15 protein-coding genes are annotated in these 22,827 nt (G+C 71.6%); 9 read left to right on the top strand and 6 right to left on the bottom strand.

Features of this window, described 5'->3' with window-relative positions; translation table 11 throughout:
- Nucleotides 1-364 precede the first annotated feature (364 nt).
- Nucleotides 365-8,056, top strand: coding sequence for an SDR family NAD(P)-dependent oxidoreductase (locus tag ACFWZH_RS27680; RefSeq protein WP_384436793.1), 7,692 nt, complete (start codon nucleotides 365-367; stop codon nucleotides 8,054-8,056).
- A gap of 19 nt (nucleotides 8,057-8,075) precedes the next feature.
- Here ACFWZH_RS27680 and ACFWZH_RS27675 read toward each other — a convergent pair whose 3' ends face one another.
- Nucleotides 8,076-8,867, bottom strand: coding sequence for an SDR family NAD(P)-dependent oxidoreductase (locus tag ACFWZH_RS27675; protein WP_384436790.1), 792 nt, complete (start codon nucleotides 8,865-8,867; stop codon nucleotides 8,076-8,078).
- Between the two features lie 158 nt (nucleotides 8,868-9,025).
- Here ACFWZH_RS27675 and ACFWZH_RS27670 point away from each other — a divergent pair, with 158 nt between their 5' ends.
- A complete protein-coding gene (locus ACFWZH_RS27670; RefSeq protein ID WP_384436787.1) occupies nucleotides 9,026-9,592 on the top strand; it encodes a TetR/AcrR family transcriptional regulator in 567 nt (188 codons plus the stop codon).
- A gap of 25 nt (nucleotides 9,593-9,617) precedes the next feature.
- Here ACFWZH_RS27670 and ACFWZH_RS27665 read toward each other — a convergent pair whose 3' ends face one another.
- Nucleotides 9,618-10,439, bottom strand: coding sequence for an SDR family NAD(P)-dependent oxidoreductase (locus tag ACFWZH_RS27665; protein WP_384436784.1), 822 nt, complete (start codon nucleotides 10,437-10,439; stop codon nucleotides 9,618-9,620).
- Between the two features lie 95 nt (nucleotides 10,440-10,534).
- Between ACFWZH_RS27665 and ACFWZH_RS27660 the strand changes: the two genes are divergently transcribed.
- Nucleotides 10,535-10,954, top strand: coding sequence for a MarR family winged helix-turn-helix transcriptional regulator (locus ACFWZH_RS27660; RefSeq protein WP_384436781.1), 420 nt, complete (start codon nucleotides 10,535-10,537; stop codon nucleotides 10,952-10,954).
- A gap of 118 nt (nucleotides 10,955-11,072) precedes the next feature.
- On the opposite strand, the gene ACFWZH_RS27655 is transcribed toward ACFWZH_RS27660, so the two are convergent.
- Nucleotides 11,073-11,804 carry a glycosyltransferase family 2 protein gene (locus tag ACFWZH_RS27655; RefSeq protein ID WP_384436778.1) on the bottom strand — a complete coding sequence of 244 codons (732 nt, stop codon included), beginning with the start codon at nucleotides 11,802-11,804 and terminating at the stop codon, nucleotides 11,073-11,075.
- 340 nt (nucleotides 11,805-12,144) lie between these two features.
- Here ACFWZH_RS27655 and ACFWZH_RS27650 point away from each other — a divergent pair, with 340 nt between their 5' ends.
- The 5 genes from ACFWZH_RS27650 (at nucleotide 12,145) to ACFWZH_RS27630 (ending at nucleotide 19,329) form a co-directional block, all read left to right on the top strand.
- Nucleotides 12,145-12,858, top strand: coding sequence for a hypothetical protein (locus ACFWZH_RS27650; RefSeq protein ID WP_384436775.1), 714 nt, complete (start codon nucleotides 12,145-12,147; stop codon nucleotides 12,856-12,858).
- On the top strand, nucleotides 12,855-14,144 hold the full coding sequence (locus tag ACFWZH_RS27645; RefSeq protein ID WP_384436773.1) for a sensor histidine kinase: 1,290 nt from the start codon (nucleotides 12,855-12,857) through the stop codon (nucleotides 14,142-14,144). The genes ACFWZH_RS27650 and ACFWZH_RS27645 overlap by 4 nt, the downstream gene beginning before the upstream one ends.
- 730 nt (nucleotides 14,145-14,874) lie before the next feature.
- On the top strand, nucleotides 14,875-16,095 hold the full coding sequence (locus tag ACFWZH_RS27640; protein ID WP_384436769.1) for an acyltransferase family protein: 1,221 nt from the start codon (nucleotides 14,875-14,877) through the stop codon (nucleotides 16,093-16,095).
- 403 nt (nucleotides 16,096-16,498) lie between these two features.
- Nucleotides 16,499-18,664: an alpha/beta fold hydrolase gene (locus tag ACFWZH_RS27635; RefSeq protein WP_384436939.1), complete on the top strand. Its 2,166-nt coding sequence runs from the start codon at nucleotides 16,499-16,501 to the stop codon at nucleotides 18,662-18,664.
- A 155-nt stretch (nucleotides 18,665-18,819) separates the two neighbouring features.
- Nucleotides 18,820-19,329, top strand: coding sequence for a Rieske (2Fe-2S) protein (locus ACFWZH_RS27630; RefSeq protein ID WP_384436936.1), 510 nt, complete (start codon nucleotides 18,820-18,822; stop codon nucleotides 19,327-19,329).
- 58 nt (nucleotides 19,330-19,387) lie between these two features.
- Here the strand turns inward: ACFWZH_RS27630 and ACFWZH_RS27625 are convergent, their stop codons facing one another.
- The 3 genes from ACFWZH_RS27625 to ACFWZH_RS27615 all read right to left on the bottom strand — a co-directional run bounded on the left by ACFWZH_RS27625 (nucleotide 19,388) and on the right by ACFWZH_RS27615 (nucleotide 22,066).
- Nucleotides 19,388-20,128, bottom strand: coding sequence for a class I SAM-dependent DNA methyltransferase (locus tag ACFWZH_RS27625; RefSeq protein ID WP_384436766.1), 741 nt, complete (start codon nucleotides 20,126-20,128; stop codon nucleotides 19,388-19,390).
- Between the two features lie 167 nt (nucleotides 20,129-20,295).
- Complete coding sequence (locus ACFWZH_RS27620; protein WP_384436763.1) at nucleotides 20,296-20,796, bottom strand: RICIN domain-containing protein; 501 nt, start codon at nucleotides 20,794-20,796, stop codon at nucleotides 20,296-20,298.
- Between the two features lie 622 nt (nucleotides 20,797-21,418).
- Complete coding sequence (locus ACFWZH_RS27615; protein WP_384436760.1) at nucleotides 21,419-22,066, bottom strand: cysteine hydrolase; 648 nt, start codon at nucleotides 22,064-22,066, stop codon at nucleotides 21,419-21,421.
- Between the two features lie 207 nt (nucleotides 22,067-22,273).
- On the opposite strand from ACFWZH_RS27615, the gene ACFWZH_RS27610 reads away from it, so the two are divergent.
- Nucleotides 22,274-22,738: a pyridoxamine 5'-phosphate oxidase family protein gene (locus tag ACFWZH_RS27610; RefSeq protein WP_384436757.1), complete on the top strand. Its 465-nt coding sequence runs from the start codon at nucleotides 22,274-22,276 to the stop codon at nucleotides 22,736-22,738.
- Nucleotides 22,739-22,827 lie beyond the last annotated feature (89 nt).

The raw sequence follows: 22,827 nt of genomic DNA, 5'->3' as shown, positions 1-22,827 counted from the left end.
GTTCGTATGGGCCTTTCGGCCAGTAGGAAACCACACGAATCCGCAGGACCAAGAGGTTCGAATGAATTGACGCAGCGCATTTGTTCCATTCGATATCGGCGCGCGTGAAAAGGGCGCCGACGCCCGGCTTTCGAGCTGCTCTCATCGAAATGGGCACGAGCCGTTGACGGAATGCCGGAGGTGTGACTTCATGAGGTGACGGGTTTCCTTGGCACCTCTTCCATGCCGGGATCACCGCACCGGCTCATCTGACGAGTGCCCGCAAGCATGGCCGCGAATACGCGATCTCACCGCATTCCTGAACCAGTTCCTCAGCCATGGTGACCGAAGGCCGCTGGTCTCCCTGCGGGAAAGTGGGTAGTTCATGCCTGACCACACGACGGACAACAGGGCTGCCGACAGGGCTGGCAACAGGACTGACGACGAGGGAGTGCCACCGGACCGGGCGATCGCGATCGTCGGGGCGGCATGCCGTCTGCCGGGCGGCATCAATGATCTCGACGGATTGTGGGCCGCTCTGGAGGAGGGCCGCGATGTGGTCGGCGAAGTGCCGGCGGACCGCTTCGAGGCCCGTCGGTTCGTCGACACCTCGATGCCGCGCGCCGGCAAGAGCTACACGGCCGCGGGCGGTTTCCTTGCCGACATCGCCGGCTTCGACGCGGCCTACTTCGGTATATCGCCGAAGGAGGCCGCGCACATGGATCCCCAGCACCGGCTGCTGCTGGAACTGGCCGTCGAAGCACTGGACGACGCCGGTATCGCCGCCGAACGACTGGCGGGTTCTGATGCGGCCGTGTACGTGGGGGTGTCCGACACCTCTTACGGGGCCCTGCAGATGGGGATGCCGGAGGCCGTCAACGCGTACACGATGACCGGTGGCGCGTCCTCGATCGCCGCGAACCGGCTGTCCCACTTCTTCGATCTGCGCGGTCCCAGCATGGCGGTGGACACCGCCTGTTCCTCGTCGCTGGTGGCTCTGGACCGGGCCTGTCGCACCCTGCTCGACGGCAGCAGCCGGGTGGCGCTGTCGGCCGGTGTCAACGCGCTGCTCAGCCCGTACCACTACGTGGGGTTCTCGCAGGCGGCCATGCTGTCGCCGACCGGTCGATGTGCCGCGTTCTCAGCGAATGCCGACGGGTTCGTACGTGCCGAGGGCGGTGGCCTCGTCGTCCTGAAGAAGCTGGCGGACGCCCTGGCCGACGGCGACCGGATCCACGGGGTCATCCTGGGCACCGCGTCCAACTGCGACGGCAGGACCATGGGACTCGCGCTGCCCAACGCGGACGCGCAGGAGGACCTGCTGCGCTCGGTGTACGCGCAGGCGGGCGTGGCGCCGGACGAACTGGTCTACCTGGAGGCCCACGGCACCGGCACCCTGGTGGGCGACCCGCTCGAATGCCGGGCCGTCGGCCGTGCGCTGGGCAGCCGACGCGCCGGCGGGGCACTGGCGATCGGCTCGGTCAAGAGCAACATCGGGCACCTGGAGCCCGCTTCCGGGATGGCGGGGCTGCTCAAGGCGCTGCTCGTGCTCCGGCACGGGATGATCCCGCCTTCTCTCCACGCCTGTCCGCCCCACCCCGACATCGACTTCGCGGGGCTCAATCTCGCGCCCGTCACCCGCTGTCGTCCCGTGGACGCCGTCGACCGGCCGGTCGTCGGAGTCAACTCCTTCGGCTTCGGCGGCTCCAACGCCCATGCCGTACTGACCTCTTCGCCGGCACCGCCGCCGGCCCCACCCGAGAGTTCCGGTACCGAGGGGGCGGCGGGGCACGCGGAGGCGGCCTACCCGGTGATCGTCTCCGCACGTACGCCGGAGGCCCTGGTCGAGGCCGCGTCGCTGCTCGCCGACCGGCTGCGGACCGCCGCCCCGGGGGAGTTCTACGACATCGCCTACACCACCTGCCGGCGCCGCGGCGTGCACCCGTACCGCGCGGCCGTGCTGGCGCCTCGCCGCATCGCCGCGGAGCGGCTGCGTGCTCTCGCCGGGCCGCGGACCGCCCCCGGCGAGGCGGCGGATGCCCCGCCCACGACGGACGCGCCGCCCACTACGGGCGAGCCGGGACGGCGCGCGCTCACCCCTGCCCCCCGCGACCACGAGCGCGACTGCTCGCTCGGTACGACCGTCCGGGCCGTCCGCGAGGGGCGGATCGCCTTCGTCTTCTCCGGCAACGGCTCACAGTGGGCGGGCATGGCGGCCGATCTCCTCGCGGGCAGTGCGACCTTCCGAAAGGCCCTGACGGCGGTCGACGCCGCCCTGGCCCCGCTGCTGGGCTGGTCGGTCACCGAGGAGCTCACCGTGCCGGCGGACCGAGCGCGTATCGACCGCACCGAGATCGCCCAGCCGCTGCTGTTCGCCGTACAGGTCGGTGTGGTGCGGATGCTGGAGGAACAGGGCGTCCGCCCGCACAGCGTGCTGGGGCACAGCGTCGGGGAGGTGGCCGCCGCCCATGTCGCCGGGGCGCTCGACCTGCGCCAGGCCGCCCAGGTGATCGCCGAGCGCAGTCGCTGCCAGGCGGCCACCGCGGGCAGCGGCCGGATGGCCGCCGTCGCGCTGCCGCCGGCGGAGGCCGAGGAGGCGGTGGCCGCCTTCCCTGGGGTAGAGGTGGCGGCGGTGAACAGCGGCCGCGATGTGACGGTCGCCGGTCCGGCGGCCGCCGTGCGGGAATGCACCGAGAAGCTGACCCGGCGCGGCGTGGGCTGCAAGGAACTCGACCTGGACTACGCCTTCCACAGCGCGGCGATGGACCGGGTCGAGGAGCCGCTGCGCCGTGGGCTGGCCGGCCTGCGGCCCGCGGCCACGAGGGTCGCGATGGTCTCGTCCGTGACCGGTGGCCGGATCGAGGGCCTCGACCTCGGCGCGGACTACTGGTGGCGCAACGTCCGTGAGCCGGTTCGGTTCGCCTCAGCGGTGGAGCGGGTGCTCGACGACGGCACGGACGTCCTCGTGGAGATCGGGCCGCACCCCGTCCTGAGGTCCTACTTGCGCCGGATCGCCAACTCCCGCCCCCGGGCGGTGATCGCGGTGACGGCGACACTGCGGCGCGGTCTCGACGGGCGGGACGCGATGCACCACGCCGTGACCACGCTCATGGCCGAAGGGGCCCGGCTGGACTGGAGCGGGTACTTCCCGAGGCGGGGCCGGGTGGCGCGACTGCCGGCGTACCCCTGGCAGCGCGAGCGGCACTGGAGCGGCACCCCGCAGACCTGGTTGCGGACCAGTGGCCAGGGCGAATTGGATCATCCGCTGCTGGGCGAGCGGCTGCCGTCCCCCGTACCGACCTGGCAGGGGGCCGTCGAACCCGCGCTGGCGCCGTGGCTGGCCGACCACAAGCTGGCGGGCTCGGTCGTGTTCCCCGCGACGGCCTACCTGGAGATGGCGATGGCCGCCGGCCGCCTCACCCTCGACACGTCGGTGGAGGTGGACTGCCTGGAGGTCACCCGCCCCCTGGTCGTGCCCTGGGCGGAGGCCTGCAGTGTCCGCCTCCAGCTGGCCGTCAGCCCGGACGACGGGCTGGTGAGCATCACCAGCACCGACGCGCAGGCCCGACGGCCGCGCCAGCACGTACGCGCACGGGTCCGGGCCCTGGTCGGTCGGCCGCCGGCGGACCTCGACGTCCCCGGCGTACGGGCACGCTGCTCGCGCCCGCTGAGCGGGGCGGAACACTACGAGACGGTGGAGCGCGCCGGTCTCCACTACGGACCCGCGTTCCAGGTGCTGAGCGAACTGCATGTGGGCGACGGCGAGGTACTGGCGGCCTACCGGCACGAGGCGCCCGGTGAGGAGTACGTGGCGCACCCCGCCCTGCTGGACGGGGCGCTGCAGGCGGGCGCGCCGCTGATCGGAGCGGACGTGGCGGCCGGCACGGTGTACCTGCCGGCCGCCGTCGGGGCCGTCCGCGTGTGGCGCACGCCGGCTGCGACCGGGTGGGTCCATGTGCGCCGGCGCGCGTTCTCGGCGGGCGAGGCGTGCTGGGACGTTGTCGTCACCGACCAGGACGGAACGGTCAGCGTCGAACTGCGGCGCTGCCGGCTGCGCCGGCTCGCTGCCGCCGGCCGCACGATGCTGACCACGCATCACACCGAGTTGCGCGCCCTGCCCGGCGGCTGCGAACCGGCCGTGGGCGAGCCGCCCGCGGCCCCTTCGGACATCGCGGCGGCGGCCGGCGACCGTATCGCCGCGCTCCGCGCGGACTGGCACGAGATCCACCGCTCCCCCCGTGAGCACGGTCACGAGGGCGGCTATGCGCGGTTCGTGGCCATGTTCAAACAGGCCGCCGCGCATCGCCATGCGGCCGCCGTCGCGGACCTGCTCACGGACGTCACCGCCCCCTTCGAGGTGACCGACCTCATCGCCGCGGGCATGGCTCCCCGGCGCAGGCCGTACCTCATGTGCATGATCCCCGAACTCGTCCGGCACGGACTGCTGGAACAGGACGGCGAACGGCTCAGGCTCACGCGATCGGTCTTCGACGACCGGGAGCTGCTGCGCCGGCTGACACTGGACTTCCCTCAGGCGTCCGTCGAGAGCCGGCTGGCCATCAGCAGCTTGCGGGACGTGCTCACCGGCGACGGCCGGGACCCCGTCGAGATCCTGGTGTCCGACGGCAGCCTCACCGACGCGGAGCAGCTCTACGACACGGCCGTCACCCTTCGTTTCCACAACCGGGTCGCACAGGCCCTCCTGCGGGAGACGGTACGGAGGTGGCCCGCCGACCGGCCCCTGCGCGTCCTGGAGGTGGGGGCGGGCACCGGCGGCATGACCGCGGCCCTGCTTCCGCTGTTGCCGGCGGAGCGTACCCGGTACGTGTACACCGATGTCTCACCGGCCTTCCTGGCACGCGCCGAACGCCGCTTCGCCGCATACGACTTCGTCACCTACCGGCCGTTCGACCTCGATGCCGATCCGGCCGGCCAGGGGCTGTGCGAGGCGGGCTTCGACCTCGTGATCGCCGCCAACGCCCTGCACACCGCGAAGCACCTCGCCTCAGCGGTGCGCCGCGTCGCGACCCTGCTGGCGTCCGGCGGACTGCTGCTGGGGATCGAGAGCCACGATCCGTACCTGCTGGCGCCCTACTTCGGCACCCTTGACAGTTTCTGGGACCGCGCCGACCTCGAAGAGCGCCCGGACTCCCCGCTGTTGCCCGCGGACCGGTGGCCCGCTCTTCTGGAGCGGTGCGGCTTCACGGACATCGTCCGCACCGGCGACGACGCGGGCCCCTGCCGCGAGGACTTCTCCGTCCTCCTCGCCGCCGCCCCCAGGCGCACGGTCGTGGCGCCGCCGCTCCCGGCGGCCCGGCCGGGCCGCCGGTGGGTCGTCGCCGCGGAGACGGCCGCGGAGCTCGGCTTCGCACGGAGCCTCGCGGCGCTCGTGCCGCCGCCGGACGGCGGCGCCGCAACTCCGGTGCGCCTGTTGGAGGAAGGCCCCGTCGACTGGACGGCGGAGTTCGGGGAGGACGGTGCGGAGGTCTGCGTCATCCTCGGCGAGGCCGCCCGGCCGGACCCCGACCTGGCGGTGGAGCGGGCAACCCGGCGCGCCGCGCTCATGCGTGCGGTCACCGCTGCCTGCGCCCACCTCGCGGACGGCGGACACGCCTCGCTGACCATGGTGACCCGCCCCAGTGGCGCGCTGCCCCCGCCCGAGCGTGCCCTGTCGCCCCAGGACGCCGCCGTGTGGGGCATCGCGCGGGCCCTGGCCAACGAGGAACCACGGCTGTCCGTCCGCGCCGTCTCACTGGACCGCGGCGGCGAAATCCTCACCGCCAACGCCCACCGTGTCGCCCGCGAGCTCCTCTCGGACCACGCCGAGACCGAAGTCGTGATCACCGCGAGTGGTGGCCGGTTCGTGCCCCGTGAGCTGGCGGTGCCCGCCGCCGGCCCGACGAGGGCGGCCGCACCGGTCGCGGACGCGTTCGCGCTGGACGTGCGCTCCCCAGGGCTCTCCTACCAGCTGGCGTGGGTGGAGAACACACCCGTCACGCCGGGCCCCGGCCAGGTCGCCGTGACCGTACGGGCGGCCGCCCTGAACTACCGGGACATGATGCAGGCGGTGGGACTGCTGCCGGCCGAGGCGATCGAAGGGACGTACAGCGAAGCGGGCCTCGGCCTGGAGTGCGCCGGCGTCGTCACCGCCGTCGGCCCGGACGTCACCGGCTTCCGGCCCGGCGACCGCGTGTACGGACTGGCGCCCGCCGCCCTCGCCTCGCACACCGTCACCGTCCACCAGGCCCTCGGGCACATCCCCGAAGGGATGGGCTTCACCGAGGCCGCCACCCTGCCCGTCGCCTTCGCCACGGTGCACTACAGCCTCGACCGACTGGCCCGGCTCGAAGCCGGGGAGACGGTGCTGCTGCACGGCGGCGCGGGCGGAGTGGGACTCGCCGCCCTCCAGTACGCGCACACGTGCGGGGCCCGTGTGATCGCCACCGCGGGCACTCCCGCGAAGCGGGAACTGCTGCGGCACCTGGGCGTCGATCATGTCCTGGACTCACGCAGCCTGGAGTTCGTCCCCGGAGTCATGGCGGCCACCGGCGGCCAGGGGGTCGATGTCGTCGTCAACTCCCTCGCGGGCGAGGCGATCACGCGCAGCCTGGAACTGCTGCGCCCCGGCGGCCGCTTCGTCGAGTTGGGCAAGCGCGACATCTACGAGAACAAACCGCTGCTCCTGCGCCCCTTCCGCAACAACATCGCCTTCTTCGGCGTCGACCTCAGCACCCTTGCCTTCGACCCCGTCCACGGTGCCGCGCTGTTCGCGGCCGTCACCGCACGCGTACGCGACGGGTCCTACCGCCCGCTTCCGCACAGTGTGTATCCCGCCGCACGCGTGGCCGAGGCGTTCCAACTCCTGCAGCACTCCCGTCATGTGGGCAAGGTCGTCGTCGCGTTCGACCCGCTGGACGAACCCGTCCCCGTCGAACGGCGCGTGCCGGCGCCGCGCCTGGACCCGGAGGGTACGTATCTGGTCACCGGCGGCCTCGGAGGCTTCGGCGCCGCGAGCGCGGGCTGGCTCGCCGAGCGGGGCGTGCGCCACCTCGCACTGGTCGGCCGCCGCGGCGCTCAGGCACCCGAGGCCCCGGCCGTGCTGGCCGAACTCGCGGCGCGCGGCGTACGGGCCACCGCGTACGCCGCCGATGTGACCGACCTCCCGGCCATGCGGCGCGTCGTCGAGGACATCGACGCGGGCGGCCACCCGCTGCGCGGCGTCGTCCACTGCGCGATGCAGCTGGAGGACGATCTGCTGACCGAACTCACCGACGAACGGTTCGCGGCCGCGCTGTCCCCGAAGGCGGCGGGCGCCATGGTGCTCGACCAGCTCCTCGCCGGGCGCGAGCTGGAGATGTTCCTGACGTATTCGTCGGGCACGACCGTCATCGGCAACATCCGCCAGGCCAACTACGCGGCGGCCAACCTCTGGCTGGAAGCCCTGGTCCGCCACCGCCGCGGCCGCGGGGCCACCGGGCAGGCGATCGTCTGGGGAGCCATCGGCGGAGCCGGCTATGTCGCCCGCAACGAGCTGACACAGACACTCGCCTCCGCCGGGATCGAACCCGTGTCGCTCCACGAGGCCTTCACCGCTGCCGACCTGCTGACGGGCAGTGGCCTGGAAGTGGCAGGTGTGGGCCGTTACAACTGGGGGCGCCTGCGCCGTCTGCTGCCCGCTCTCGCGGCACCCCGGCTCTCCCTGCTGTTCCCCGAACACATGAAGGAAGCCGACTACACCCGGGAGGAGATCCTGCGGGCACTGGCGGCGATGTCCGTCCAGGACGCGTCGCGCGCCGTGGCCGATGCGCTCGCGCATCTCATGGCCGAGGTCCTGCACATGGACGCCGGGGAACTCGACCACCATCGGCGGCTGGACGAGTACGGCCTGGACTCGCTGATGATCGCCGAGCTGCTGGTCTCCGTCCGCAGACGCTTCGACATCGACATCCCGCCCATGGAACTGCTGCGCAGCGGCGGCACCATCACCGACATCGCCCATCTGATCCTGCTGCGCCTCGGCCTCGCGGGGGATTCCAGGGCGGCCGCCGGCGACGACACGACCGCACCCGCCTCCTGAGCGAGGTGCCGCCCGGCGGCTACCGCCTGTCCCGCTGGGCCGCCACGACCTCGCGGATGGTGCGTTCGGCACTGGAGCCGCGCTGCACCTTCTCCGCGAAGCCGGGGAACTGTCCGGCGATGGCGCTGAGCGCCTTCAGCTCCACCGGCGCGACATTGACTTCGCACAGATCGCGCTCGACGGCCCGAACCACCCCCGTCACCACCTGGTCCGGGGAGACGGTGCGCACACCGGCCGGCGGGGTCGCGCCCGTGGCGGCGAACATCCCCGCGTCGCGTACGGCGCCGGGCTGGACGAGAGAGACCCCCACCCCCGTACCGTGCAGGTCCTGTCGGAAGGCGAGCGCGAAGCCGCGCAGCCCGAACTTGGTCGCGCTGTAGAGCGAGGAGTGCTTGGTGGCCGCCTTCCCGGAGATCGAGCCGACGAGCACGATCTGGCCCCGCCCCGCCGCGACCATCCGGGGCGCGAGGGTGCGGGCCAGCATGACGGGGGCACGCAGGTTCACGGCCAGTGCGCGGTCGATCTGCTCCGGCGTGTAGTCGAGCAGATCGCCGCTGGAGGGCAGCGCGGCGTTGGCGATCAGGATGTCCGGGTCGGGGCATTCCGCGGTGAGGTGGTCGACCTGGTCCGGGTCGGCGAGATCGGCGGCGACCACTCGGGCACCGAGTTCGTCGGCGAGCGCCTCCAGGGCATCGGCGCGGCGCCCGGAGAGGACCAGCTTGGCCCCCTTGGCCGCCAGACCGCGGGCGACGGCCTGACCGATGCCACCCGCGGCCCCGGTCAGGAGAACGGTTGATCCTGCGATGCGCATGGGGCGCCCCTTCCCGAGGACTGTTCGTTCGAACGAACAGTATGGAGGGTGGACGGCCGTGTCAACGGCGGAACCTCCACTGGAGGGCGGTGTGCGCGGTCGGAGCGGCCCCGGCCCTTCCTCCTTGCCGGAAGGGCGCCGCTGGCACAATGACTGCCATGTCCAAGCACCCCGGAACCCGGCAGAGCATCATCGACGCCGTCCTGCGCGTCATCGGTGAGGACGGCGTCGCCGGGGTCACCAACCGGCGGATCGCCAAGGAGGCCGGGGTCTCCCTGGGTTCGGTCACCTACCACTTCGCGACCCAGCACGAGATGCTGCGGGAGAGCCTGCTGCACTTCGTCGCGGAGGAGACCCGGCGCCTCACCGAGCTCGCCGCCCAGTGCCAGACCGACGGAATGGACGCCGATCGGGCCGCCGCCACAGTCGGCCAGGTCGCCGGGGGGACGCCGTTCGACAGCAGGCACATCGCGCCGTTCGAGCTCTACATCCAGGCCGGCCGCGACGAACGCCTGCGCACCGCGGCCGACCAGTCCTTCGCCGCGTACGACCAGTTGGCCGCCCGGGTCCTCACCGGTCTCGGCGTGCCCGACGCCGAGCGGCTGGCGAGCAGCGCCGTCGCGCTGATCTTCGGACTGCAACTGCGCAGCCTGGCCACCGGCCTGCCCGCCGAGGAACTCGTCGACGCGCTCATGCTGCTGGCACGCGGGGCGCAGCACTCCTGACCCCCGGAGACCGAAGAGACACCCCCTAGGCGACCCACGCGCCGGTCGCGGTCTGCACGGCCGCACCGTCGAGGTCCTTGAGCTTCGCCCGGACGAAGTCGCGGGCGGCATCCGAGGTGAGCACCCGGAAGGCGGGCCGCTCGGCCGCCAGCAGTTCGACCATCAGCGCCGCCACGTCCTGCGGCGGCTGCGCGTTGGCGAAGGCGCCGCGGGTGCGGTCCAGATAGGCGGACAGTGCGGGGGCGTACGGCCCGGCCTGTTCCAGTACGTCGTCGCCGACGCCCACATTGCTGACGAACTCGCTGGCCACCGCCCCCGGCTCGACCACGCTGACGGACACGCCGGCCGTGGCCGCAACCGGCGCGAGGGACTCCATGAAGCCCTCGACCGCGAACTTGGCGGCGCAGTAGGCCTCGTTGAAGGGCTGGCCGATCACGCCACCCACACTGGTCACGGTCACCACGCGACCGCCGCTTGCCCGCAGCAGGGGCAGGGCCGCCTTGGTGACGTGCAGCACGCCGAAGAAGTTGACCTCCATGACGGCGCGCACGTCCTCGACGCTCTCCTGCTCCAGCGTGCCGAGGTGGCCCGCGCCTGCGTTGTTGACCAGTGCGTCCAGCCGGTCGAGGCCGGCCAGGCAGGCCGTGACCGAGGCCGGGTCGGTGACGTCCAGCGTCCGGACGTCGAGGGCGACCCCGGCCTCCTCGGCCGCCGCCAGCAGCGCGCCCGCCTTGGTGGTGTCGCGCATGGTGGCGATCACTCGCCAGCCGCTCCGCGCTGCGGCGACGGCGGTGGCCAAGCCGATACCGGAGGAGGTGCCGGTGATCAGGACGGTCTTGGTGCTCATCTTCAGCGCCCATCTACTTATGCTTCATAACTAAGGTTGTCCATAACTATGAGGGCGACTATTTCACTTGTCAAATACATCGGTAGACTGGTGCCATGTCCCACGCACCGGATGAGCTGACCAGGCAGATCGTCGGCCTGTTCGCGGCCATCAACCGCCGATACAGCCAGGAGTCGGAGGCCGCCGCGACAGCCCACGGCCTGACCCCGCTCCAGGCCAAGGCGCTGCTCGCCGCCGAGGAGCCGGCCCCGATGCGCCACATCGCCGACCGGCTGCACGCGGAGCCCTCCAACGTGACGACGATCGTCGACCGGCTGGAGTCGCGGGGCCTGGCCGAGCGCAGCCCCGATCCGGACGACCGTCGCGTCAAGCGCGTCGCCGCCACCGAGGCCGGCCGGACCGTCGCCGTCGACCTCCGCACCCGCATGCCCTTCGCCGCCGCCCCGCTGGCCCGACTCACCGCGCAGCAGCGCGAGACCTTGCGCGAGTTGCTGCAGCTGGTACTGGACACGTGACGAGCGGCGGCCCATGGTCGGGTTGCTACTGAAGGTGGAGCGCCCGACGACCTACTACCGGAGGCGAGCCGTCACCCACTCGCCCCCGCCCCGGGACGCGCGCCCGGTAGCGGTGTTCCTACTGCCACTTCCAGCCCGACTCCCGCAGGGCACTGGCGCGTTGCAGGAGCGCTTCGATCCGGGTGGCCGCTTCGGTCGGTTCCCAGTAGCGATCGGATGCGGTCGTCTGCTGGGGATGCTTGCGATAGAAGACGCTCGGCTCCGCTATGAACTCACCGGGCGCCACAGCCTCCGCGGCAAGGAGCAGCGCGACCGTCTCGGCTCCGGACAGCGCCTGCCAGCCACCCAGCGCCAGCACCAGGCGACGGTGGGCGGCGAAGGTGGTCGCCTGAACGGACAGCCGGCGCTCCAGCATCTCGCGATAGAAGCGGGCGGGCTCCAAGGGGCCGTCCGGAGGGTCGTACGGACCTGGCGCCGTGCTCCCGTCCTCGTGGAGGTCGATGCAGGCGGATACGCACCATGGCACACGTTCCAGGGTCTCGATGTCCCGCTCCAGCGCCCCCGGCAGCAGCACGTCGTCCGCGTCCAGCGTCCGGACGAGGTCGCCGGTCGCACGCGCGAGGGCGTGTGTGCGCGTCACCGCTATGCGCGCGCGCAGTCCCGTCCCGAGTCTGATCCGGGGGTCACTGGGCAGGCTGCTCGCAGGGATACCCGAGGTGCCGTCCTCCTGCACACACCACTCCCATTCCCAGTCGTCGGGGAGCTTCTGTTCGCGCAGGGATTCATAGGTGTCACCGATGAAGTGGTGGCCGCCCTCGTGTACGGCGGTGATGACGCTGATGGTTCGCATGGAACGGGTCCTGTCGGAGAGGGGTTATCCCGCCCGCGATCATGACATGGCCCATGGCCATGGTTTCACTCTTGGTACCCCTCGCATCCTCCCCGCCGCGAGCCCGAAGAGCCTCCGCCCAACGCCCCCCACCCGACAGGGATGCCGATCGCCGGGCGGCGCCGGGCCAGCCGACGGGGCACGCCTCCAGGGCCGCACAACTCGAACGGGCGACCGAATCGGCAACGGCACTGTGGGGCCATCTACGGGACACCGTTACGCAACCGTCGGATTGCCGTAATGCGGGGCAGGGAACATCATCGTCCCCGTGCACTGCCGCCCCGCGCTGTCTGGAAGTCCCGTGCTCCTGCTCCGTTCCCTGCCGTTCCCCCGCCGGGTACGGCCCGCCTGGTTCGCTCTTTCGGCGGCGGGCGCGGCGACGCTGCTGGTGGCGGGGTGTACGGGGACCGGGCAGCCGAAGAGCGCGGGGCAGACCCCGATCGCCTCGGCTCCCGCACGGCTGTGGCCCGACCGGCCGCCCGCGCCCCCGCCGCCGCCCGACAAGAGCGGCCAGGACGGACCGTCGCCCCTCCCCGGGCTTCCCCGCGTCCCTTCCGGCAACATCCGTACGCTGGGCGCGATCGACGTCGTCAAGGCGCAGATCGCCGAGGACGCCCGCCAGCAGACGCCGGCCTTCGACAAGGCCACCGAGCGCAGGATCGCCCGGTGCGCCGCCGAGCCGAAGCGCTGCCCCGTACGGGCCCCCGAATACCAGGACCTGACGCACGACGGAAAGGACGAGCTGATCGTCGGTATCGAGGGGAGCGAGCACACGGTCGCCATATGGGCCTACATGATCCGGGGCGGGGTGGTGAACCGGATCCTGGACACTGCCGGCACACCGCTGTCGGTGGAGGTGTCGGACGGCGACCTGATCATGCGGGAGCCGACCAGTTCGTCCGGGTACGAGATGCGCACCGTCCACTCCTGGGACGACAAGCAGCAGACCATGGAGATCCGGGCGATGGAGTTCGACCGGGCGGTCTCCTCCCCCGTGCCGAGGCGTACGCGGTGAACACCGCCCGGCGGCGGGCCGCACTGCGGCTGCCTTCCTGGACGGCGACCCTCTACTGGAAGTTCGCCGTCTTCATCACCGTCATGTGCTGCACCCTCGCCGCGCTGCTCGGCATCCTGGTGCACGTCCTGGTCGGCCAGCAGACCGAGAGCCAGGCCCGCGGCGCCGCCCTGGACGAACTGGACGGCGCGGTGGCCACCTACGTCGCCGGGGAGCCCCTCGGCCGCAATGCCGCGGTGGATCCGCCGGACCTCCCCCACAACCTCCGCGAGATGGCCGTACACCACAAGGAGCGCGGCACGCAGCTCGCGGACCACCAGGGCCGGCCGGTGATGTGGGCCGTCGCCCCCGTCGACGGCGGCCGGGTGCTGGCGGTACGCCTGGACTACGGCGACCGGGCCGCCGCCATCCGCGGACTGGACCGGGCCATCATCGGCTCCTCCGCCGCCGCGATCGGCGTCACCCTGCTCGTCGGGCTGTTCGGCGTCTCCCGCATCACCCGCCGGCTGCACCGCACCGCGCGGGTCGCCCGCCGGATCAGCACCGGCGACCTCGACGCACGGGTGGGCGACCCCCGCGCCCTGCGGCCCGACCTCGCCCAGGACGAGGCCGCCGCGGTGGCGGCCGCGCTCGATGCGATGGCCGCCACCCTGCAGAACAAGCTGCACAGCGAACAGCGCTTCACCGCCGACGTGTCCCACGAGCTGCGCACCCCGCTCACCGGACTGCACGCGGCCGCCGAGCTGCTGCCTCCCGGCCGTCCGACGGAGATGGTGCAGGAGCGCATCCAGACCATGCGCCGGCTGACCGAGGACCTGCTGGAGATCTCCCGGCTCGACGCCCAGGTCGAACGCGCCGACCTCGACATCCACCAGCTGGGTCCGCTGGTCGAGCGCGCGGTGCGGGCCACGAGGCTGGCGGCGGACGTCGACGTCATCCGGGACGCCCGCGTGGAGACCGACCAGCGCCGGCTCGAACGCGTCCTGGGCAATCTGATCGCCAACGCCCACAAGCACGGCCGCCCGCCGGTGGTGCTGACGGTCGACGGTCCGGTCGTCACCGTGCGGGACCACGGCGACGGCTATCCGGACGACCTCCTCGACCACGGCCCCCAACGGTTCAAGACCCGCTCGGGCGGCAGCCGCAAGTCCGGCCACGGCCTGGGCCTGACCATCGCCGGCGGCCAGGCCCGGGTCCTCGGCGCCACCCTCTGCTTCTCCAACGCCCCCAGCGGCGGCGCGGTCGCCACCCTGCGCCTGACGCCCGAGCGGCAATCGCAGGAGTAGGGCACCACTACGCGCTCCCCCGGTCCTGGGTGACGATGACGCGAACGGCGCAGCCGTGAACGCCGATGAGCGCGGCGCGCTGCCGGGAACCGAAAAAACCTTCCCGGACTGAACCGAATGCCTGGGCTCCCCGTCTTCCCACGCGGCAACCGAAACCGATGAATCGCCTGACCCGACGAACCGCATGTATTTCCCCGAACGCACCACAGCGGGGATCCCTGTCGGCGCTCTCTGACCGCCTTCACGGCGAGGGAACTCCCCCACGTTCCGCGCCATATGACCCCGCGTTAACCCCCCACTAAAGGTAGCCCGATGCAACGAGCGTTTCGACGTGTGAGCGTCGCCGCGGTCCTTACCACACTCGCAGCCGCGATGCCGATACTCGTAGCCAGCCCGGCGGAAGCCTCCGCCAAACCCTGCGCCGCCTACCTGAAGTCGCAGGGATATGCCGTAGGGTCAAGAATTCACCATGCCTGTCAGCCTGGGAACGGCTGGTTGGCGAAGCCGGCCTGCGTCGTGCAACTCAGCCGGTTGGGCGTGACGATGCGGCAAGCCGTCAGCGCCTGTGACAGAGCGACACATTAGCGAATACCGAGCTGGCCCCCAGGGGATGCAGCGGGACTCGTGCCCGAGTTCCCGTCTCGCCGGCCATGGCGTGACCCGCCATCACGGCATCAGCACGCGTCCCCTCTTGCTGAAGACGCTTTGAGAAAGAACAAGGAATCGCTGTATGCGCTTCGTCGCGCTATCCGCCTCTCCGGCAACCTTGGAAAAGGGGCCGGGGCCGCCCAGACTCTATGTGCTCGACGGGTTGCGCTTCGTGGCGTCGCTGATGGTTCTGTGCTACCACTACATAGCGCTTCGCGACGGTTGGGGCCGAGATCCCAAGGCCTTCTCACCGGAGCTCTACCACGTCGCGCAGTTCGGCTGGCTGGGCGTTGAGGTCTTCTTCCTGATCAGCGGATTCGTCATCTGCATGAGCGCATGGGGACGTCCGCTCGGCGATTTCGTCAAGTCACGGGTCGCCCGCCTCTACCCCGCGTATTGGGTCGCCGTCCTGATGACGGCGACCGTCCTGACGTTGTGGCCACGCGTGCGCAGTGCGGACAGCCTGGAGACCGTACTGACCAACCTCACCATGCTGCAGCAGGGTGTGGGAGTGTCCGACGTGGATGACGTCTACTGGTCGCTTTTCGTCGAGCTGAAGTTCTATCTCCTCTTCGCGCTCGTCGTGTACAAGGGGGTCACCTACCGCAGATGCGTACTGTTCTGCGGCCTGTGGACGGTCGCCGGCGTCATCGCGTTCAAGGCCGAGAGCAACTTCTTGTCCGTGTGGGCGGTCGCCCCGTACTCCCCCTACTTCATTGCGGGAATCGCCTTCTACCTGATGCATCGCTTCCGGCCGACCCTGCTGCTGTGGGCGATCGTCGCCGTGGAATTCCTCCTGGCCCAGCACTACGTGCGAGGGCGACTGGTGATGAACCTGGGCGACAAGGCCGCGGTGACGGACACCTGGCCGGCGCGCCTGGGAATCATCGTCGCTTTCGCTCTCATGGCGGCCATCGCTCTCGGCGCGTTCGACAAGGTGCGCTGGAGCTGGCTGAGCACGGCCGGATCCCTGACGTACCCGCTCTACCTTCTGCACATGTACATCGGATTCACGCTGATCGGCCTCCTGCGGGATCGGATGTCCGCTCCCGTTCTCCTCACGGCGATCGTCACCCTCATGCTGCTGCTCTCGTACGCCGTCAACCGACTGGTGGAACGACCCGTGGGCAACTGGTTGCGCAACGGGATCGAAAAGGGAATGCAGGAGATGCGCCGCGGCTCCCATAAGGAGCAGACCGAAGTACGGTCCTGGCGGCGGGGGGACCGGCAGGTCGGCGCCGTGGAGAACGGGGGCGCCGGCGTCGCGGAGAAGGAGGGCGCAGGCGTCGGCACACGTACCTGACGGGACTGCCTCGCGGCATCCTCTCGTCGGCTGGGTGATCCGTGCTGGGTGATATAAGTACCGAGGTCGTCGACCTCGAAGACGCCCCGGAGCGATCTCGACGGTTCCCGGGGCGGTCCGCCCGTACACAAGGGCGTGACACGGCGGGTCGTCATGACGTCGGTCGACACCCCCGCAGGCCACGGCGGCTCTCCGCCGGTCGCTTCCCCTCTTCCGCCCCGGTCCGGTACCGGCCCGTTGTGCTGCGCGGATACGGATCGGATCCCCCCTTTTCCAGGGATCTTCTCCGTGCCTACGTTGTCTCGGGCGAGCGCGGGTGCGAGCGCCTGTCGGAGCGCACTACCGGTACACCGCAGAACCGGATCCCACTCCCTTGGAGGACAGCACCTTGGACGCCAGCACCGTGAACCCCGCACCCCCCGTGAACCCCACGGTCTCTTCGAAGTCCCCCGACTCCGCTGCATTTCCACGGCAGTTCGCCCGCACGCGTCGGTTCTCCCTGGGAGTGCCCCGGCACTTCACCGTCTCCCCCGACGGCCGTCGCGTCCTGTTCGTCCGTACGGGCTCGGGCACCGACCCGGTGGGCCGGCTGTGGCAGTACGAGGACGGCACGGAATGGCTGTTGGCCGATCCGGGGCTCCTGATAGGAGCGGCGGCCGATGCCGTGCCGGAAGAGGAGCGGCTGCGCCGGGAGCGGGCCAGGGAGCGTTCGGCGGGGGTGGTGTCGTACGCGACCGACGACGCCGCCCGTCTCGTGGCGTTCGCGCTGTCCGGCGCCCTGTGGGCGGTGCGCACGGACGGCGGTGCACCGTTCCCGGTCCCCGCGGCCGGCCCGGTGGTCGACCCCCGGCCCTCCCCCGACGGCCGGCACATCGCTTATGTGAGCAGCCGCTGCCTCCACGTCGTCGGCCTCGCCGGTGACGACCGCCGACTGGCCCGTGCGGAGGGGCCGGACATCTCCTACGGGCTGGCCGAGTACGTCGCGGCCGAGTCCATGCACCGGATGCGCGGCTACTGGTGGTCGCCGGACAGCACCCGCCTCCTGGTGGCCAGGGTCGACACCGGTCCCGTGGCACGGCGCTACCTCGGCGACCCCGCCGACCCGGCGAAGCCGCCGCGGGCGGTCGCCTATCCCGCGGCGGGGACCCCCAACGCGGAGGTCACCGTGCAGCTGCTCTCCCTGGCGGGCGAGCGGGTGGACGTGGCATGGGACCGCGGGGCGTACGAGTACCTCGTCGACGCGGGCTGGGACGCACACGGCCCGTTCGTCGCCGTCCAGAGCCGCGACCAGCGCACCCTTCGGACGCTCGCGGTCGACCCGGCGACCGGGGCCACCGGGGTGCGGCACGAGCGGACCGATGCGGCCTGGGTGGAGCTGGTGCCGGGCACTCCCGCCCGTACCGCCTCCGGCGCGCCGGTGCTGCCCGAGGACGACGGCGGCACCCGGTTCCTGACCGTCGGCGGTCGGCGGGTCACCCCGGACGGGCTGCAGTTGCGCGCGGTCCTGGGGGTCGAGGGCGAACAGGTGCTGTTCACCGCGAGCGAGGACCCGTTGGAGACCCATGTGTGGCGCTACGTTCCCGACCACGGCATCCGGCGGCTGAGCCGGGGCCCCGGCAGGTACTCGGGCGTGGCGCGGGGTGGCACGGTCGTCCTGGAGGGAGTGACGCCGCACGGCAACGAGGTGCGGGTGGTCCGCGGCGCGGATCCGGTGGCGGATGCGGGGACGGGCGACGGCGCGCCGGGCGGGGTGATCACCTCGCTCGCCGAGGAACCGGCCCTCGCCCCGCGGCCGCTCCATCTCACGCTCGGCGAACGGCAGTTGCGCGGGGCGCTGTTCCTGCCGTCCTGGCACCAGGAGGGCACAGGCCGGCTGCCGGTGCTGCTCGATCCGTACGGCGGGCCCGGTATGCAGCTGGTGGGGCGGGCCCGGGGGTGGTTCACCTGTGTGTCGCAGTGGTTCGCCGAGCAGGGCTTCGCGGTGCTGGTGGTGGACGGACGCGGAACGCCCGGGCGGGGTCCGGCCTGGGAGAAGGCCGTGCACGGCGACCAGCTCACGCCGGCGCTGGAGGACCAGGTGGACGCCCTTCAGGCGGCCGGGGCGCGGTGCGCCGACCTGGATCTGACGCGGGTGGCGATCCGCGGCTGGTCCTTCGGCGGGTTCCTGGCGGCGGCCGCGGTGCTGCACCGCCCGGACGTCTTCCACGCCGCGGTCGCCGGCGCCCCGCCCACCGATCAGCGGCTGTACGACACCCACTGGAAGGAGCGGTTCCTGGGCCACCCACAGGAGCGGCCGGAGAACTACGCGCGCTCCTCCCTGGCCGGCCATGGCCACCTGCTGAGCCGTCCGCTGCTGCTCGTCCACGGGCTCGCGGACGACAACGTGGCGGCCGCACACACCCTGCGCTTCTCGGCGGAGCTGCTCGCGGCGGGCAAGCCGCACAGCGTGCTGCCGCTGCCCGGCGCCACCCACGCCCCGGCCGACGACACGGTCAATGAGCAGCTGCTCCACTTCCAGCGGGACTTCCTGCTCGACGCACTCCGCGGGCGCGCGGGAGAGCCCGCGTAGGCAGGGAACGCGTACGGCGTTGAACGCCCGCGGCCGCCCCTCCGTATGGATCTGTGCAACGTCCTTGGAGCACCTCGCACACCGAAGGCCCCACCAGGAACCGGAGGCACACCATGGCCGGACACGCGGCATCACGACAGATCCAGACCGAAGCGATGACGGAGGAGGCGGGCGCGGCGCCGGCCGGTCAGCAGACGGCGAGGCGTGGGGCGACCCGGCGCAACGTGGTCGCGGCGGTCGGGGCGGCCGGGCTGACGGCGGCGCTCGCGGCCTGCGGCAACGGCATGGCGGGCGGCGGCTCGGCGGACCCGGGCGCGGGCGGCGGCGCCCCCGCGGACCCGGGCGCCGGCGGCAGCGGTACGGCGGGTGCGGGTGCGGGCGGCGCGCTCGCCAAGACCTCGGAGATCCCCAAGGGCGGCGGCAAGATCTTCAAGGCCGAGAAGGTCGTGGTCACCCAGCCGCAGGACGGCGAGATCAAGGCCTTCTCGGCGGTCTGCACCCACGCGGGCTGCCTCGTCGGCGAGGTCGCCGGCGGCACCATCAACTGCATGTGCCACGGCAGCAAGTTCGACATCACCGACGGCAGTGTGAAGGACGGTCCGGCCACCAAGCCGCTGGCGCCCGCCAAGGTGAACGTCAAGGGCGGCTCGGTCAGCCTCGGATGAGGGCGCGGCGGCCCGGCCCGCCTGGGCTCTGGTGGTCGCCGCGCGACGAGGGGCCGCCTCAGGCCGGCTTGCGCCACACGGAGATGTGCTTGGCGGAGTCCTGGGTGAACGGCGCCCCGTCCCAGTCCGCGACCCGACGTTCCCGTTCGAGCCCCGCGATCCGTGCCATCAGGTCGAGCTCCGCAGGCCAGGCGTACCGGTGCCGGGAGGCACCCCGGCGGTAGCGACCGTCGTCGCCGTCGCGCGTGAGGTGGTGCGAGACGAGCATCTGCTCGACCAGGTCGAAGGTGTCGAAGCCGAGATGCCGTTCGGAGACGTCGAACGGCACCGCGACCTGTCCGGGAGGCAGGAACCGCAACGGCGGCACGCCCAGCTCGATGACGAATCGTCCGCCGGGCGCCAGGTGACGTGCGGCGTTGTGGAAGCACGCGACCTGCTCGTCCTGCGTGAGCAGGTTCGTGATGGTGTTGTAGACGAGATAGACCAGGGTGAACTCGCCGGGAACGGTGGTCGTGGCCATGTCCCCGATGACGACCGGGAGCGTGTCCTCGTCGATCTTGCGGCGCAGGACCGCTGCCATGTGCTCGGACAGTTCGATGCCCACTACCGGCACGCCGTGTTCCCGGAGCGGGATGCCCACGCGTCCGGTCCCGATGGCGAACTCCAGCGCCGGGCCGTCTCCGGCGAGTTCGGCGAGGAAGGCGATGGTCCGTAGGAGGACGGGGGCCGAGGACATCTCGGTCTCTTCGGTGTCGTAGCGGTCGGCGGTCGCACGGGTCCACAGCTCACTGCTCGTCACGACTCGCCACCTTGCCGGGCGCGGCGGGTCGCTGTCGACTCGTTTACGAGGCGGGCCCCGAGCCGCATCCGGCCCGGGGCCCGCCCCTGTTCACTGCCCACTGCCCTTTTGCGCGGCCCCCGCCGGCGAATCCGGCTGGTTTCCGCTTTTTCGCCCGCGCTCTCCTGCTATCCGATCAGCGGAATCCACCGCTGCGCGTCGGCCCCGGTGCACGGCGCGAGCGCCACGCTGTTGCGCTCGCCTTCGTCGGCAATGCAGCCCCGGGCGAACTTACGGCTGATGAACGTGGAACCCTCGTCCCTGTTGGCGTAGTCCCAGTACTGCGCCTGTACGGCAGTGTTGCAGTTCTCCAGCGCCACCTGCCGCCCTATGCCCTTGGCCGTCACACACCGGCCGGCGTGATGTGCGCTCTCCAGCTGGTAACCCTGGAATCTTCCGATGCGCAGGTAGAAGTCCTGAGTTCCGGAGGCGTCCGCCGACCAGGCCTTGATGGTGTCGTTTCCCCACGCGTCGAGATTTCGGTCGCTCCCGACGTTCTGGAACGTGTACCGGATGTCCGGACGGAATGTCGCGGGGGCTGCCGCTTGGGCACTGCCGCTGGTCAGCAGCCCCGTGCCCAGCAGAGCCGATACGGACAGAACGACAGCGACGGCCTTGCGAGTTGCCACGATATCCTCCTGGTTCGTGACGTCTGCACGTCACACGAGAGGTTGACTGTGCACTGTGTTTGCACTTCCCCGAGGCGTGTGCCTCGCAAAGCAACCTACGGCCGGTCATATCCCTCCGGAAGGTGGAATCCGGACGCCGCACAGACCCGGATGTCCCGGGTTTTCAAGGAATTTGCATTCCCGCAGGATCGGGCCGCGGTCAAGCAGGCCATGAGACCACTTGTGCGGTGTCCGTAAACGGCACAGGGGGTCAGGCCAAAGAGCCTGGAATTCCCGCCACTACCCGGACGTCAGTAGACGGATACACCGGGACGCCGATAGGGGGCCGACACGGACGGTGGCGAACACAGGGCAGTGGAAAGGCCGGCCCGTAAAGCCGGAGCACGACCCGCCCCTCCCCCGTTCTCCGCATCAGGCCACGTCCCCTCTCCCGTTCACCCGGCACTTCGGCGCGTTTCGGCGAACCGCCGCATGGCCGAATCCCCGCAGGATGCCCACGGCCACGATCACACCCCGACAAGCATGTGCCCGCCATCCGCCACGGCGGCGCACGGCCGACTTCCGCGCCCACCGAAACGGCGGCGAGGACAGGGGCGTTGGCGGGAGTTCGGCCCGGCTGCGGTCAGCGGCTCCGGCGCGGGCGCTTCCAGCCGGCCAGGACGTCCTGGGTGGTGGTGATGGTGGCGACCAGGGCGAGGGTGTTGCGGACCATCGCGGGGGTGTAGTCGGCCGGCACTCCGGCGATGGCGTCCGCCGGCACCACGGCCGTATAGCCGAGGTTGACGGCGTCGAACACCGCGTTGGGGATCGCGACGTTCGCCGACACCCCGGTGATGACGAGCGTCCGGCACCCGAGGTTGCGCAGCAGCGCGTCGACGTCGGTGCCGGCTATCGGTGACAGGCCGTGCAGTCTGCGCACCACCAGGTCGGCCTCCGAGACCGGGATCGGGTCCGCGACGCGGACCGCCGTGGACCCGATGATCTGCTGGACGGGCAGCCGCTCGGCCGCCTTGAACAGGCGGGCGTTGCGGCTGGCGCCACGGCCGTCCGGGCGGCGTTCGGCGACCGCGTGCAGCACCTGGATGCCGGCGTCGTGCGCGGCCGCCACCAGGCGGGCGATGTTGGTGAGCGCCCCTGAGGTGCGAGCCGCGTCGGCGAGTTCGGGCAGCGCGCTGTCCGGGCCGACCACACCGCGCTGGCACTCGACGGTAAGTAGCACCGTCGAGGCCGGGTCCGGTTGCTCGCTGAGCCGTGCGGTGTCCGGTGGCATCGCGTTCCCCTCTGCGGGGCCCTGGCGGGCCCGGTCTGCCGGCGGGCCGGTCCGAGGCGGGCGAGGGTACCGGGCATTGCGCCCACCAGGAAGAGCGCCCATGATTTCTGACACACCGTCAGGAGTCGGTGCGGCCGGCGCAGCCGGGTGTTGCGGCAAGTCGTCGGGGTCAGGCAGGCAAGCGGTACGCAGCGGAGGCGATGACGGATGACCGACACACAGCGGCGCGGGCGCCGGATCATGATGACGCGGGGCGAACTGGACGCGTTCCTCACCGAGCAGCGCACCTGCCGGGTCGCGACGGTCGGCGGGGACGGGGCGCCGCATGTCGGGGCGTTGTGGTTCGTCTGGGACGGTTCGGCGCTGTGGCTGTACTCGATCACCCGCAGCAGGCGGTGGGCCCAGCTGCGCCGGGACCCGCGGCTCGCGGTGGTCGTCGACGACGGGCAGGAGTACGGCGAACTGCGCGGCGCCGAACTGGCGGGCCGCGCGCAGTTCGTGGGCGAGGCGCCGCGCACCGGTGAGAGCTGCCCCGAACTGGACGTTCCGGAGCGGCTGTTCGCGCAGAAGTACTTCGGGGCGGCCCGGATGCCGCATGACGGCCGGCACGCCTGGCTGCGGCTGGCTCCGGCTTCCGTCGCGTCCTGGGACTTCCGCAAGCTCCCCGGGTGAGGGCGCGCGGGCGGCGGTGGACCGCGCGGTGCCGGCCTCGCGGTGATCGCGTTGTCGGTGGTCTCTGCGAGAGTGGGGTGGTCAGCCCG

The sequence above is a fragment of the Streptomyces sp. NPDC059008 genome, assembly GCF_042749045.1.
Taxonomy (GTDB): domain Bacteria; phylum Actinomycetota; class Actinomycetes; order Streptomycetales; family Streptomycetaceae; genus Streptomyces.
This window is presented reverse-complemented; position numbering and strand designations above follow the sequence as displayed.